Annotated in this window: 15 protein-coding genes and 1 pseudogene; 11 read left to right on the forward strand and 5 right to left on the reverse strand. The window is 69.8% G+C overall.

Annotated elements, in window-relative coordinates; all coding sequences use genetic code 11:
* Window positions 1–2: 2 nt before the first annotated feature.
* The 5 genes from Pka01_RS04430 (at window position 3) to Pka01_RS04450 (ending at window position 2,800) form a co-directional block, all read left to right on the forward strand.
* Complete coding sequence (locus tag Pka01_RS04430; protein ID WP_203881256.1) at window positions 3–395, forward strand: DUF1048 domain-containing protein; 393 nt, start codon at window positions 3–5, stop codon at window positions 393–395.
* A 19-nt stretch (window positions 396–414) separates the two neighbouring features.
* Window positions 415–1,266: an ABC transporter ATP-binding protein gene (locus tag Pka01_RS04435; RefSeq protein WP_239114722.1), complete on the forward strand. Its 852-nt coding sequence runs from the start codon at window positions 415–417 to the stop codon at window positions 1,264–1,266.
* Between the two features lie 9 nt (window positions 1,267–1,275).
* On the forward strand, window positions 1,276–2,037 hold the full coding sequence (locus Pka01_RS04440) for an ABC transporter permease (protein ID WP_203881257.1): 762 nt from the start codon (window positions 1,276–1,278) through the stop codon (window positions 2,035–2,037).
* Window positions 2,038–2,144: 107 nt separating this feature from the next.
* Entirely contained in the window at window positions 2,145–2,540 is a 396-nt protein-coding gene (locus Pka01_RS04445) for a DUF1707 domain-containing protein (protein WP_203881258.1), read from the forward strand.
* Between the two features lie 8 nt (window positions 2,541–2,548).
* The gene (locus tag Pka01_RS04450; protein WP_203881259.1) at window positions 2,549–2,800 is read left to right on the forward strand and encodes an alpha/beta fold hydrolase; all 252 of its coding nucleotides are present in this window, start codon (window positions 2,549–2,551) and stop codon (window positions 2,798–2,800) included.
* 20 nt (window positions 2,801–2,820) lie between these two features.
* On the opposite strand, the gene Pka01_RS04455 is transcribed toward Pka01_RS04450, so the two are convergent.
* Window positions 2,821–3,240, reverse strand: coding sequence for a rhodanese-like domain-containing protein (locus Pka01_RS04455; RefSeq protein ID WP_203881260.1), 420 nt, complete (start codon window positions 3,238–3,240; stop codon window positions 2,821–2,823).
* Window positions 3,241–3,378: 138 nt separating this feature from the next.
* On the opposite strand from Pka01_RS04455, the gene Pka01_RS04460 reads away from it, so the two are divergent.
* Both Pka01_RS04460 and Pka01_RS04465 read left to right on the forward strand, forming a co-directional pair.
* Window positions 3,379–4,344 carry a DUF4232 domain-containing protein gene (locus Pka01_RS04460; protein WP_203881261.1) on the forward strand — a complete coding sequence of 322 codons (966 nt, stop codon included), beginning with the start codon at window positions 3,379–3,381 and terminating at the stop codon, window positions 4,342–4,344.
* 102 nt (window positions 4,345–4,446) lie between these two features.
* On the forward strand, window positions 4,447–5,391 hold the full coding sequence (locus Pka01_RS04465) for an ATP-binding cassette domain-containing protein (RefSeq protein WP_203881262.1): 945 nt from the start codon (window positions 4,447–4,449) through the stop codon (window positions 5,389–5,391).
* A gap of 76 nt (window positions 5,392–5,467) precedes the next feature.
* On the opposite strand, the gene Pka01_RS04470 is transcribed toward Pka01_RS04465, so the two are convergent.
* The gene (locus Pka01_RS04470; RefSeq protein WP_203881263.1) at window positions 5,468–8,521 is read right to left on the reverse strand and encodes an AfsR/SARP family transcriptional regulator; all 3,054 of its coding nucleotides are present in this window, start codon (window positions 8,519–8,521) and stop codon (window positions 5,468–5,470) included.
* 71 nt (window positions 8,522–8,592) lie between these two features.
* Between Pka01_RS04470 and Pka01_RS04475 the strand changes: the two genes are divergently transcribed.
* Complete coding sequence (locus Pka01_RS04475) at window positions 8,593–8,739, forward strand: hypothetical protein (protein ID WP_203881264.1); 147 nt, start codon at window positions 8,593–8,595, stop codon at window positions 8,737–8,739.
* Window positions 8,740–8,773: 34 nt separating this feature from the next.
* Here the strand turns inward: Pka01_RS04475 and Pka01_RS04480 are convergent, their stop codons facing one another.
* Window positions 8,774–9,205: a PPOX class F420-dependent oxidoreductase gene (locus Pka01_RS04480; protein WP_203881265.1), complete on the reverse strand. Its 432-nt coding sequence runs from the start codon at window positions 9,203–9,205 to the stop codon at window positions 8,774–8,776.
* A 65-nt stretch (window positions 9,206–9,270) separates the two neighbouring features.
* Here Pka01_RS04480 and Pka01_RS41435 point away from each other — a divergent pair.
* Both Pka01_RS41435 and Pka01_RS41440 read left to right on the forward strand, forming a co-directional pair.
* A pseudogene (locus Pka01_RS41435) lies at window positions 9,271–9,486 on the forward strand (helix-turn-helix domain-containing protein); the annotation flags it as partial.
* 256 nt (window positions 9,487–9,742) lie between these two features.
* A complete protein-coding gene (locus Pka01_RS41440) occupies window positions 9,743–9,982 on the forward strand; it encodes an MmyB family transcriptional regulator (RefSeq protein ID WP_308442195.1) in 240 nt (79 codons plus the stop codon).
* Between the two features lie 34 nt (window positions 9,983–10,016).
* Here Pka01_RS41440 and Pka01_RS04490 read toward each other — a convergent pair whose 3' ends face one another.
* Window positions 10,017–10,499, reverse strand: a complete 483-nt coding sequence (locus tag Pka01_RS04490; RefSeq protein WP_203881266.1) for a GDYXXLXY domain-containing protein — start codon at window positions 10,497–10,499, stop codon at window positions 10,017–10,019.
* 104 nt (window positions 10,500–10,603) lie between these two features.
* Entirely contained in the window at window positions 10,604–11,764 is a 1,161-nt protein-coding gene (locus tag Pka01_RS04495) for a DUF2157 domain-containing protein (RefSeq protein WP_203881267.1), read from the reverse strand.
* Window positions 11,765–12,482: 718 nt separating this feature from the next.
* Here Pka01_RS04495 and Pka01_RS04500 point away from each other — a divergent pair.
* Window positions 12,483–12,638, forward strand: a complete 156-nt coding sequence (locus tag Pka01_RS04500; protein WP_203881268.1) for a DUF6131 family protein — start codon at window positions 12,483–12,485, stop codon at window positions 12,636–12,638.
* Window positions 12,639–12,735 lie beyond the last annotated feature (97 nt).

The following is a 12,735-nucleotide window of genomic DNA, read 5'->3' on the forward strand; positions in this document are numbered from 1 at the left end:
ACATGGCCACAGGGTCGAACGAGCCGAAGAGTCGCTACCGGCAGTACCTGGAGGTCCTCACCGGGCCGATCGAGGACAAGAGGCGCTACCGGCAGTACAAGGCGCGCACGGAGCAGCTTCCCACCGACTACCACACGGCGATCGACGCGCTGCAGCGCTACATGTTGTTCTTCGGGCCGGGGAAGGCGGACAGCCTGCTGGTCATGCTCGAGGATCTCGCCGATCTCTTCGAGCAGAGCGCGGCGAACGGAACCCCGCTCCGCGCAGTCGTCGGGGAAGACCCCGTGGAGTTCGCCGAGGAGTTTCTTCGGAACTACCCGGAGGGTCAGTGGATCAGCCGGGAGCGCGAACGGCTGACCAACGCCATCGATCGTGTCGCGAGCGACAAACAGTAACGAGAGAACGGATATCCGGATGACAACCAGTCAGGTCCAGGGTCCTGCGATTCAGGTGCAGGGCTTGGAGAAGTCGTACAAGGAACTGCAGGTGCTGCGCGGGGTGGACTTCGAGGTGGCGCGGGGCAGCATCTTCGCCCTGCTCGGCTCGAACGGGGCGGGCAAGACCACGGCCGTGAAGATCCTGTCCACGCTGCTGAAGGCCGACGCGGGGACCGCCCGGGTCGACGGGTTCGATGTGGCCACGCAGGCGTCGAACGTGCGGGAGTCGATCAGCCTCACCGGGCAGTTCGCGGCCGTCGACGAGATCCTCACCGGGCGGGAGAACCTCGTGCTGGTGGCCCGGTTACGGCACCTCAAGAATCCGGGCAAGATCGCCGACGACCTGCTCGAGCGTTTCTCGCTGACCGAGGCGGGCGCGCGGAAGGCGGCGACGTACTCCGGTGGCATGCGCCGCCGCCTGGACATCGCGATGAGCCTCATCGGCAACCCGCCGATCATCTTCCTCGACGAGCCGACCACCGGGCTCGACCCCCAGGCACGCATCGAGGTGTGGCAGACCGTCAAGGAACTCGCCGAACACGGCACGACCGTGCTGCTCACCACGCAGTACCTGGACGAGGCCGAACAGCTCGCCGACCGGATCGCGATCCTGCACGAGGGCCGGATCATCGTGAACGGCACCCTGGCCGAGCTCAAGCAGCTGCTCCCGCCCGCCAAGGTCGAATACGTCGAAAAGCAGCCGACCCTCGAGGACGTCTTCCTCACGCTCGTCGGCGCCGACAGCAAGAACGGCAAGGACAGCAAGGACGGCAAGCGCGGCGACCAGGCGGCGACGACCGCGGCGTCGGCATCGACGAGCGACAAGTAAGGAACGACGATGAGCAAGCACTTCTTCGGCGACACCACCGTCCTGCTGGGACGGTCCCTGCGCCACATCACCCGCAGCGTGGACACCATCATCACGACCGCGATCACGCCGATCGCCATGATGCTGCTGTTCGTCTACGTGTTAGGCGGCGCGATCAAATCAGGATCGGATTCGTATGTGACGTACCTGCTGCCCGGCATCCTGCTCATCACGATCGCCTCGGGCATCGCCTACACCGCGTTCCGGCTTTTCCTGGACATGAAGGGCGGCATCTTCGAGCGGTTCCAGTCCATGCCGATCGCCCGCTCGTCGGTTTTGTGGGCGCACGTGCTGACCTCGCTGGTCGCCAATCTGATCTCGCTCGTGGTCGTCGTGCTCGTCGCCCTGCTCATGGGCTTCCGATCGGGCGCCGGAGTGCTGGCCTGGCTCGCGGTCGCCGGCATCCTCATCCTGTTCACCCTCGCGTTGACGTGGCTCGCCGTCATCACCGGCCTCACCGCCAAGACCGTGGACGGCGCGAGCGCGTTCTCCTACCCGCTCATCTTCCTGCCGTTCATCAGCTCGGCCTTCGTGCCCACCGACACCATGCCCGGCCCGGTGCGCGCCTTCGCCGACAACCAGCCGGTCACCTCCATCGTCAACGCCATCCGCGCCCTGTTCACCCAGCAGCCCGTCGGCACCGACATCTGGATCGCCCTCGGCTGGTGCGTCGCCATCCTCATCGTCGCGTACGCCTTCGCCATGAACGCCTACCGCCGCAAGATCTCCTAGGCCACGCCGACCCGAGCCTGTCTTGATCCGCATCAGCGTGGAAGAGAGGCAGGCCCTGCCGGCGAGAGCCCAGCACAACGGTCGCCCCCCACGGCGATCTGGCCACGTTGACCACCGACCTCCCCGAGCGCGCCGGCGAGGTGGTGAACCTCACCTCGGGGACGGGCAAGATCGTGCGCACCGGCCGGTGGCGGGGGCCCCGGGTGCTGCGTATCAAGTCCGTGTACGGCGGTCCGCGCCTCGACCTGAGCGAAGCGGTGATCGAATACCCGGAGATCACCTTGGACCTCAACCTCATGTACGGCTCCGCCCGCATCATCCTGCCGCAAGGCGCGAGCGCCGACGCGGACGGCGTGAACTGCGAGTGGGGCAGGGTGTTGTCGAAGGTCCCGGGAGCGCCCCGGCCCGGTCAGCTCCATGTGCGGGTGACCGGCAAGCTCGGGTACGGGAAGGTCCGCATCCGTTATGGGAGCGCCCGCAAACGCCGCTGGTTCACGCGCTGAGCGCATCCGTGAATCCGACAGGAACCGCCGCGCTGCCGGACCACGTGCGATGGCGTCGGGATCTGCCTCGCCTCAGGGCATCCGGCGCAGACCGGACCCTGAACAGCACGTATGTCCTCCCCCTGTTCGAGACCGCCTTTCCGGACGGGACCGTCACCGAACTGCCGCGAGTCGGGCACTACAGCATCGAGGACGCGCCGGACACGGTGGGCGAGCTCCTGAGCAGGTTCCTCGACGCGACCACGACCCAGGCTGAGTGACATCCTGAGCTCGAACCGGCTCAGGTGCCCGGGCGCCGTGGGGATGTCGGGACGGACGAGTGTACGACGGGCAGGCCCGAGGTGCGCCAGGACTGGAATCCGCCGATCACGTCCGTCGCCCGGGCCAGGCCCAGAAGCCTGAGGGAGGCCGCGGCGAGCGAGGAGGAGTACCCCTCGTCGCAGAGCACGATCCAGTGGATGTCGTGCGCGGCCGCCTCCTGGATGCGGTGCGGGCTCAGGGGGTCGAGCCGCCACTCCAGGTGGTTGCGTTCGACGACGATGCCCTCCGGGATCTCGCCGTCGGCGGCCCGCTGGAACTCCGGTCGCGTGTCGACGATCAGAGCGCCCCGCCGTACCGCGTGGTGGGCCTGGACTGCGGTCAGGCGCTGCAGCCCCCGCCGCGCCCGGGCGAGCACGTGATCTATTCCCCCCGACTCCATTCGTCGATCATGACCCAGGACGACCACGTCAAACGTCCGCATTCCCGCCTCAGAAAGGCGCACCGTCCGCCCCGAGGGGCGCTCGGCAGCCTGTTTCCCATCGGTTCGGTTCTAAGGTTTGGTATGCGTCAAGGTCGGATGCGTATCACTGCCCTCAGCCTTCCCGCCGTACTCGCCGGCGTCCTGCTCATCTCGGCGTGTGGAACGGAGAGGGCCATCGCACGGATCGACGGCTCGCAGCAGACCCAGGAGCCCGACTCCGCGGACCGGCGCGGCGACCCCTCATGCGCCGCCCCGTCCACCGGCATGTCACCCACGTCCGGCACTTCGGTGGTTCCCGGCGACTCCGCGGATCTGGAGCAGGACGGCGTCAAGATGACCGGCCTGAACGAACGGTCCCGCAACTGCGACCGCCACCCTCTCTCCGCCGAGTTTCGGGTCACCAACCACGAGTCAGAACCCTTCACGTACACCATCACCTTCAAGTCCCTGTCCGATTCCGGAGAGGCGCTGGCATACACCAAGCAGACGGTCCCATCGGTCAAGCCCGGTCAGACCGTGAAGGGCACAGTCGACATGGGCGAGCTTCATTCACCGGCGCCCATCGCTGTGCGGGTGGGAATCGCCGAGGTCAGAAGTGTCCCGGCGGACGAGGCACCCGCCCCGGCAGGTCCCTGCCCGGCCTCCGGCATCCGGGTCACAACCGATGACGGTGACGCCGCCATGGGGCTCCGCGTCGTGGGGCTCCATCTGGAGAACTGTTCGACCCGCGCCTACCGCATCAACGGCTACCCGCAGCTCCAGCTCCTCGACGAGGACAGAAAGCCCGTCACCGGCGTCGAGGTCCTGCGCGGCAGCGGCGGCATCTCCACCGTGACCGGCTTCGACGACCCGCCCAAGCCGGTGACCCTGAAGCCCGGCCAGAGCGCGTCCGCCGGCCTGATGTGGCGCAACACCGTCACTGACGGCACTCCCGTGAACGTGCCGTACGTCAGGGTGAACGCGAAGACAGGTGCTCGTCCTGTGATGGTGACGCCGGAGCTCGATCTCGGCACCACAGGGAAACTCGGCGTCAGCCCGTGGAAGAAGGACAAGGTTCCCTAGACGCCCGCGCCGACTGTTTCGGGGACCGCTGTTAGCGCGGTGTCCGCGCCGTGTCAGCGGCCCCCGGCATCGTCGTGCCCGTCGAACGATGAGGAGACGGCGATGCACGCGATCCGAGCCGAAGGGCTGATCAAGAGGTACGGCGGGACGACCGCGCTGGACGGGGTGGACCTGGAGGTCCCCGTGGGCAAGGTCATCGGCATCCTGGGACCCAACGGGGCCGGCAAGACCACCGCGGTCCGGATCCTGGCCACCTTGCTCCGCCCCGACGGAGGGCGGGCCGAGGTCGGCGGTCACGACGTGGTGCGCGACCCGGTCCGGGTGCGCGGCCTGATCGGCCTGACCGGGCAGTACGCCTCGGTCGACGAGGGCCTGTCCGGCACCGAGAACCTGGTGTTGCTGGGGCGCCTGCTCAAGCTGTCCAAGACGCAGGCGAGGGCACGGGCCTCCGAGTTGCTGGAGCGTTTCGAACTCACCGAGGCCGCCGGCCGGCCGGTCGCCACCTTCTCCGGCGGCATGCGCCGCCGCCTGGACCTGGCCGCAAGCCTCGTCGGCCGGCCGCGGATCCTCTTCCTGGACGAGCCGACCGCCGGCCTGGACCCGCACACCCGCGGCGAGTTGTGGGGAGTGGTCCGCGAGTTGGTCGCCGACGGCACCACCGTCCTGCTCACGACCCAGTACCTGGAGGAGGCCGACCAGCTCGCCGACCGCATCACCGTCATCGACCGCGGCAAGGTGGCCGCCGAGGGCCGCCCCGCCGAGCTGAAGCGCCGCATCGGGGGGCAGATCCTGCACGTCCGCCCCACCCTGCGGAACGACCTGGACGCGGTCGCGCGCATCCTGGCCGAGCTCACCGGCAGGACTCCCGCCTGCGACGAGAACACGTGGCTGCTGAGCGCGCCCGCCGACGATCCCATGCTGGTCTCAGCCCTGGTCAGAAGGCTCGAGCAGGCCGGAATCCCGGCCGACGAGCTGGGGTTGCGCCTGCCCAGCCTGGACGAGGTCTTCCTGGCGCTCACCGCGGCCGCCAGGAGGAACGCAGCATGAGCCCGGCTCGCCGCTCGGCGCCTTGGCCTGGACGGCCGGCGCGGTCGCCGATTCCTTCCCACCGGCGATGCCGCGCCTACCGCGGGAACGCCTCCTGATCGGCCAGGACGAGGCCGGCCACCCGGTCGATCGCCTCCTGGCGAGGCGTCTCGGCGCCCAGGCGATAAGCCTGGGCGTAGCCCTCCTCGCCCAGGCGCTCGGTGAGCCGGTCGGCCAGGGCACGCAGCTCCGGTTCACCGTGGTCGAACTCGCCGCGGATGGCCTGGCTCATGCCGAGCGCGGCGGCCGCCCCCTCCGGGTCGCCCTCCAGCGCAAGCACTCCTGCCAGCAGTTCGGCGGCCCAGGCCAGGCCCGCGCTGTAGCTCTGGGTGATCAGCGAGCCGACGGCCTCGGGCAGCAGCTTCCTGGCCCGGACGGCGTCGCCGCGGGCGAGCAGGTTCTCCAGGCGGGTGCTGACGAGCAGGTCCCTGGCCGACTCCCCCTGGGCGGCCGCCAGCTCGTCCAGGATCCGGTCGGCCTGCACCAGGTCGCCCGAGAGCCGGTGGACGTTGGCCAGGCCCACCAGGATGTTCACCTCCATGCGCCGGTGGCCGAGCTCCCTGGCCCGGCGGTGAGTGGCCTGGATGTCGCGGAGTGCGCCGTCGAGGTCGCCGCTGCGCCTGCGTTCGCGCGCCAGCCTGGCCCGGCTGAGGTAGAGGTGGTCCTCCGTGCCGAGCTCGGAGCTCAATGCCACAGCGCGCTCGAGCGCGGCGATGGCCGGGCCGTGCTCGCCGCGCATGGAGTGGTCGCGGGCCAGCGGCAGCAGACTGATCACCAGTCCCCAGCGGTCGCCGATCTCCTCGAAGCCGCGCATCGCCTCCTGGCGGGAGGCGGCTCCGGACTGCAGGTCTCCCTGCTCGGTCAGGAGGAAGTCGCGGGCCCAGTGGGCGCTGGCCCGCACCCAGGGGTCGGGCGAGACCAGGGCGTCCTCCAGATCGGACTCCCCTGCCGAGGCGGTGGCCAGCTGCGCCATCCGCATCAGCGGCCTGGCGGGGTGGAATTCCCTGGCTCCCGCCGAGTCGACGTCCATGCTCGCCCGTGCCACGCCGAAGGCCGCCTTGGCCTGCTCGGGCAGCGCTCCGCCGTACTGGAGGTAGCTCTCGAACTGCGCGTTCCTGCCGCTGATGCCCCAGTACCAGAAGAGGGCGCCCACGAACCGGGAGGGGTCGGCGGCCTGGCGCAGGCCGTGCATCAGGTTGTCGTACTCGGCGTCGAAGACGGCGATCGCGGCCAGCTGCTCCCTGGTCCGCAGCAGCGGCTCGTTCCTCTCGGCCAGGGCGAGGAAGTAGTCGGAGTACGGCACGGCGAGGTCGTCACCCGACTCGGCGAGCCTGCCCAGCGCGTAGGCGCGGACGGTCTCCAGCATGCGGTACCGGTCGCCGGTCTCCTGGACGATGGACTTCTCCACCAGGGAGCCGATCACGTAGACGATCTCCTCGACGGGAAGCTGCGCGCCCGCGCAGACCGTCTCCAGCGCGGGCAGGTCCGCGCCGCCGGGGAAGAAGGCCAGGCGCCTGGCCAGCGCCCGCTCCTGCTCGTCCAGCAGGTCCCAGCTCCACTCCACGACAGCGAGCAGCGTGCGCTGGCGCGGCAGGGCCGCTCTGCTGCCCGAGGAGAGCAGGCGGAAGCGGTCGTCGAGGCGCCCGGCGATCTGCTCGACGCTCATCGAGCGGAGCTTGGCGGCCGCCAGCTCCAAGGCCAGCGGCATACCGTCCAGCCGCCAGCAGATCTCCACGACTGCCTCCACCGTGGAGGCGTCGAGCGCGAAGCCCGGCCGCACGCTCGATGCGCGGTCGACGAACAGGCGCACCGCTGTCGCCTCCGCCGCCGCCGTCGAGTCTCTGGGCACGTCGAGCGGGCCGAGGTGGCACAGGGCCTCCCCGGTGATGGCCAGCGCCTCACGGCTGGTGGCCAGGATCCGCAGCTGCGGCAGCCGTACCAGGAGCTGGTCGACCAGCTCGGCCGCGGCCTCCACCAGGTGCTCGCAGTTGTCCAGCAGGAGAAGGGCGTCGCCGACGTCGAGCAGTTCGCTTATCCGCTCAAGGGGCGCGGCTTCGCCTCCCTCGTAGAGGCGGCCGTTGAGCGCGCCCAGCACCGCGTCGACGATCTGGTCTGCCGCGCTCACCCCGGCCAGCGAGACGAACCAGACGCGCCCGCGCGCGTGGGCCGGGTCCCTGGCCACGGCCTCCAGCGAGAGCCGGGTCTTGCCCGAGCCGCCGGGGCCGACGATGGTGACCAGGCGGCCCACCGACAGCAGGCTGCCGAGCTGTGCCAGCTCCGGCTCCCGGCCCACGAAGCTGGTGAGCTGGGCGGGCAGCCGGCTGGGAGCCGACTCCGCGGGCGCCGCGGGCCGCTCGATTTCCCCGCGCAGCAACGCCAGGTGGATCTCCTGCAGCTCCTGCGCGGGATCCACGCCCAGCTCGTCGGCCAGCCTGCCCCGGATCTCCGCGTACGCCGCCAGGGCGTCGCCCTGGCGGCCGGCCGCGGTCAGGGCACGCATCCGCAGCCCGGCCAGACGCTCGCTCAGCGGGTGGGCCGCGGCCAGCGATTCCAGGTCGGCCAGGACCTCGGCATGCCTGCCCAGGTGGAGTTCGGCGTCGATGCGGTCCTCAGCGGCCGCGTGGCGGAGGTTGTGCAGCCTGGTGACGACCGGGTCGGCGAAGGGCGCCTCCTGCACGTCGGCCAGGGCGGCGCCGTGCCACAGGCGCAGGGCCGCACCGAGCAGGGACGCGGCCTCTTTGTGCGTGCCCGCGACCAGCTCGCGCCGTCCCCGGGCGACCAGCTCCTCGAACTGGCAGGCGTCGACGTCCTGCGCGCGCACGGGAAGCCGGTAGCCACCGGCGACCAGCTCCAGGGTCGCGGCTCCGCCCAGGGCCTTGCGCAGCCGTGCGACGAGGCTGTGCAGGGCGGCGGAGGCTCCCGCGGGCGCCTCTTCGCCCCACAGGTCGTCGATCAGCGTCTCGGCGGAGACGGGCCGGCCGGGCTCCAGTGCGAGCCGAGACAGCAGCATGCGGAGCCGTACTCCGCTGATCTCCGCGGGCTCGCCGCCGTCCAGATAGGCCTTGACGGGGCCGAGAACCTCAACTCGCACTGGGCCAGAATGCCGGAAAGGTTCTGTTTGATCCAATTAGCCGCGCGATGAGTTCCCTCTAACCGGCCGCTATGCGACTCATGCCAATCGACCTGGGCGTCGACTTCACCCAGGGCGAGAAGTGGAAGCCCCACACGGTGGTCGACCGCAACCTGTTCACCAGGCAGAACCCTGCCTCGGCAGCCGTCCTGGCTGAACGACTGCTCGAAGTCCTCTGACGCCGCCCGGTCGGACCGAGCAGCCGGTATCGCATCACGCCACGTCTCTTGCGGACAGTTCGAAGGATCCCGTGTCGATCCCGCGGGCCAGGATGCGCCGCGGGTGGATGCGGATCCACGCGGAATCGAACGGCATGGTGGCTCCGATGCGTTCGCCGACCGCCTCGCCGCCGGTGGTGTGCGTCTCCGCGCGTCCCCGGATCTCGATGCCGCGCGGAGTCCAGGGGTCGACAGAAGCCAGGTCGTCGACGACGAACGCGACGTCAGGGTGGCGTTCCGCGTCGCGGAACTTCTTACTCGCGGCCATGCCGGTGCCGGCGTGCCCGGCGATCACGATGGTCTGGGTCTCCGGGTCGTAGAAGACCCCAACGGGCACGATGTGCGGCCGGCCGCCGGGCCCGACCGTGGCCAGACGTCCGAGCGGCTGGCTCTTCAGATACTCGATCTCGTTGTCGGTGAAGGTCATGAACCCAGTCTGTGGAGCCGGGCGCACGCTGGGGAGGCCGGGGCGAGACCAGCCCTCGCACGGCCATGATCCGCTCATGGCTTCAGCCGTACACTCTGGCTGTGAGCGCCGATTTGGGGACATTCCTGCGCAGTCGCAGAGAGGCCGTCACCCCGAGCCGGGTGGGACTGCCCACCGGACAGCGTCGCCGCACGCCGGGCCTGCGGCGAGCCGAACTGGCCACCATCTCCGGCGTCAGCGTGGACTACCTGACACGGCTGGAGCAGGGGCGCGATCGGCACCCGTCTCCGCAGGTCCTCGCCGCGCTCGCGGACGCCCTGCACCTGTCCGTCGGTGAGCGCGTCCAGCTTCGCAACCTGGCCAAGACGGCCTCCGGCGCCGACGTCCTGTGCCCCGGGGGCCTGCCGCCCGAGCGGGAGGTGCGCCCCACGATGCGGACGCTGCTGGACCGGCTGGAACCCCACTCCGGCCGCGCTCCTCGCCGAGTCCTCCCGCGACGATCCGCACCTCGCTCACCTCGTCGACGAACTGACCATCGTGGCAGGCGCCTCGTTCGCCGAACGGCTGAACGCCATACCGGTCGCACCTCACCGCACCGGTGTCGAACGGCTCATCCACCCCGAGGTCGGGGAACTGCGACTGGCCTACGAGACCCTCGACGCCGAGGGCCAGCGCCTGGTCGTCCATCTCCCCGCTGACGACGCCACCGCCGCCGCGCTCGACCGCCTCAACGGGCGCCGGCCCGGTGCCCTGCGCGCGGTGGAGCCGTACGCGTAGCGAAGGATCTCGAGAACCGCGGCGCCCGGCAGGGTCAGCGGGGTGCCAACTCCACCACGGCGGCGTTGCCGCCGGCATCGATCTTGACTATGGCCGCCATGCGGTCGTCCGCCAGTTCGTTCTGCGCCCGCAGGGCCTCGGCCTGCGAGAGGAACAGGCTGTCGATGCCGCACGACAGCCGTGCGTGGCCTGCGGATTCACAGGCGATGTAGGGGCCGCTCGCCGGTCGCTGCCGCATGACGCCCGATCCCTTCCACAGGCCGCCGTCCCGCGCCAGCGGAACGTACACCGGGCCCGGCCGGCCATCGGCCCTGGGCAGGCCCGGATAGTCCAGCTGGGCGTACGCGCCACGCAGTGGGTCGATCGGGTCGACCAGGCCGACGGCCAGCCGGTACTCCATGCCGGTCACCCTCGCCGACAGCCGCGGGGCCACGGCTGCCACCAGCAGCACGGCCTGGAGGACGAGGGCCCCGGCGACCGGCACCGGGTGGGACGAGAACACTGATCGGCTGTTCATGGGATCCTCTCCAGGCGCCCATGACCGGCTCTGCTCATGTCGTGGCGTTCTTCCGGACAGCGTGTGGCCGGGACCGTCCATCGCGCGCCCGGCGTTCGGGCCGGTCATCGCATGGCCTCCATCAGGCGCCGGCGGCCGTGGTTCACCAGGAGGCCCGACCCGATGAACACCACGCCGAGTGCCAGGAACAGCGCCGCCCCGGTGAGCAGGGGCTGGAAGACGGCGAAGCTCTGGATGATGACGAAGAGCACCAGCGCGGCGGTGACCAGGTAGACGAGGTGGGACAGATCACGCCGTGCCGCGACGACGGCGAACCAGGCGGCCGCCAGCACGTAGGCCAACGTGCCCTCCACGGCCCGCGCCGTCTGCTCGGCGCTGAATTCGCCGGTGTGCCAGGAGGTGCCCAGCGGGGCCCACGCCACCAGGAGCAGCGCGACCACGATCATGCTCACGACGGCGAGGACCTCCCGCCGTCCATCCCTGCCGGCCAGGAAGACGGCTGCGCCGATGGCGATTCCCGCGGCGGCAAGCCCCGCCCACAGCGCGGGCGACCAGAACGAGGGGCCGGCGCTCACACCGGGGAAGGCGGCGACGAACAGCCCGAACAGTGCCGCCACCACCCCGGCCAGTCGCCACGGCCCGGCGAATCGGGCCAGGCGTCCGCCGTCGTGGAGGTTCGCGATCGCGGACGACACCCCACCGGCGGCGAGCATGCCGACGGCGATCGCGGCGGCCCCGCCGTTCTGCTCACCGATAAGCCAGCCGTACCACGCTGATGCGAGCGCCAGGGCCATGACGAGGGGGCCCATGGCAGCCGTGGCGTACGCGTACGCCAGCGCGCCGCCCGCCCACACACCGAGCAGGCTGGAGCTGTAGGCGGGGACCTGCAGGCTCTGCGCCGCCTGGAAGATCACCCCGCCTGCGGCGAACACGCTGACCAGCCTTGCCGCCTGCCGTCCGCCCCGGGAAGGAACGGTCTCACCCACGACTGCAGCGGCGATCCAGATCACCGTGATGCCCACGAACCGGAGCAGCGGTGACAACTGGTCGAGGTTGGCCGTGACGAGCCAGATCAGCCCGACGCCCAGGAAGCCCCCGCCGAGCAGAAGCGCCAGCCTCTCCAGGCTGAGCCACCGGCTCGGGACGTATCCGGCCTCGATGCGCCGTGCGGCGCCTTCGTCGATGAGGCCCTCGGCCTGCCATCGGGCCAACTCGGCCCGTAGCCAGGCCAGGCGTCGAACGGGAACACGCCGCGTGAATTCCATCCCGCCCTTCCTCTCGCACTCACACGCCGAGAAGGCGCCCTCTCAGGAGACCGACGGCCCTTCAGGACGATCTCACCGCCTCGGCGTCGTCATCGATCCGAGTCTCGGACAGGGAGAGGAACTGGTGATGAGTACGCATACTCAGCGAGAACGCGTACTTCGCACCAATCTGTACGCCAAATGCGGATAAGGCGGCACTGGCGGCACCGAAGCCGTCTACCGTAAGCAGATCCGCCCGGCACTGCTCGGCGGAGCCGAAGCCATGGACCGGATCTTCACGTGATCAATCCGTTGGAACTGCCCGGAGCTACGGAGACGGGTTCGGTCACTTCGCTGTCCCCAGCTGATGCCACGCATGACTGCAACCGTCGGCGCAGGAGCGCGAGAGTACGCGGGCGTCCACGGTCTCGGCCAACCCTGTCTACTGGAGGTTTCCGAGTTGGCGGCCGGCCACGACGGCTGACCGGGCATGGGTCATGAGCGCCGTCACGGACCTCAGAGCTGCTCGACGGTTTCGTCACGATGCATTCACGAAATAGGAAATAATTTGCCGGTTTAAGGCATCCGTTTCCGACATCCGGACTGCACTCTTCATCCAGGGTAGATATGAAATACAGCGACCTTTGGGGGACGCCTTCGAACATTGACTGTTCACCGCAGCGTCGGCGCGACCCACAAGCCGATGCCTCGCGTTCACCACCCTCGAAAGAAGGCAGCCATGATCATCGTTGGAATCATCCTGCTGATCATCGGATTCCTGACCGGCATCTCCATTCTGTGGACCATCGGGATCATCGTCCTCGTCATTGGATTGGTGCTCATGCTGATGGGCCGCGTAGGCAAGCCCGTCGGAGGCAGAAAGCACTACTTCTGACACACTCATGCCCGGCACTCAGCCGGATGTTCGTCACCACGGTCAGCCTCCCGGCCGCCGGCGCCCGCCGGCGCCCGCCGGCGCCCGCCGGAGGCAC

Origin of the sequence: Planotetraspora kaengkrachanensis (assembly GCF_016862895.1) — a bacterium.
Lineage (GTDB): Bacteria > Actinomycetota > Actinomycetes > Streptosporangiales > Streptosporangiaceae > Planotetraspora > Planotetraspora kaengkrachanensis.

Coding starts and splice junctions, on each gene's coding strand:
- Pka01_RS04430 (WP_203881256.1), top strand. CDS start 3: ATGGCCACAGGGTCGAACGAGCCGAAGAGTCGCTACCGGCAGTACCTG.
- Pka01_RS04435 (WP_239114722.1), top strand. CDS start 415: ATGACAACCAGTCAGGTCCAGGGTCCTGCGATTCAGGTGCAGGGCTTG.
- Pka01_RS04440 (WP_203881257.1), top strand. CDS start 1,276: ATGAGCAAGCACTTCTTCGGCGACACCACCGTCCTGCTGGGACGGTCC.
- Pka01_RS04455 (WP_203881260.1), bottom strand. CDS start 3,240: ATGGAGTCGGGGGGAATAGATCACGTGCTCGCCCGGGCGCGGCGGGGG.
- Pka01_RS04460 (WP_203881261.1), top strand. CDS start 3,379: ATGCGTATCACTGCCCTCAGCCTTCCCGCCGTACTCGCCGGCGTCCTG.
- Pka01_RS04465 (WP_203881262.1), top strand. CDS start 4,447: ATGCACGCGATCCGAGCCGAAGGGCTGATCAAGAGGTACGGCGGGACG.
- Pka01_RS04475 (WP_203881264.1), top strand. CDS start 8,593: ATGCGACTCATGCCAATCGACCTGGGCGTCGACTTCACCCAGGGCGAG.
- Pka01_RS04480 (WP_203881265.1), bottom strand. CDS start 9,205: ATGACCTTCACCGACAACGAGATCGAGTATCTGAAGAGCCAGCCGCTC.
- Pka01_RS04490 (WP_203881266.1), bottom strand. CDS start 10,499: ATGAACAGCCGATCAGTGTTCTCGTCCCACCCGGTGCCGGTCGCCGGG.
- Pka01_RS04495 (WP_203881267.1), bottom strand. CDS start 11,764: ATGGAATTCACGCGGCGTGTTCCCGTTCGACGCCTGGCCTGGCTACGG.
- Pka01_RS04500 (WP_203881268.1), top strand. CDS start 12,483: ATGATCATCGTTGGAATCATCCTGCTGATCATCGGATTCCTGACCGGC.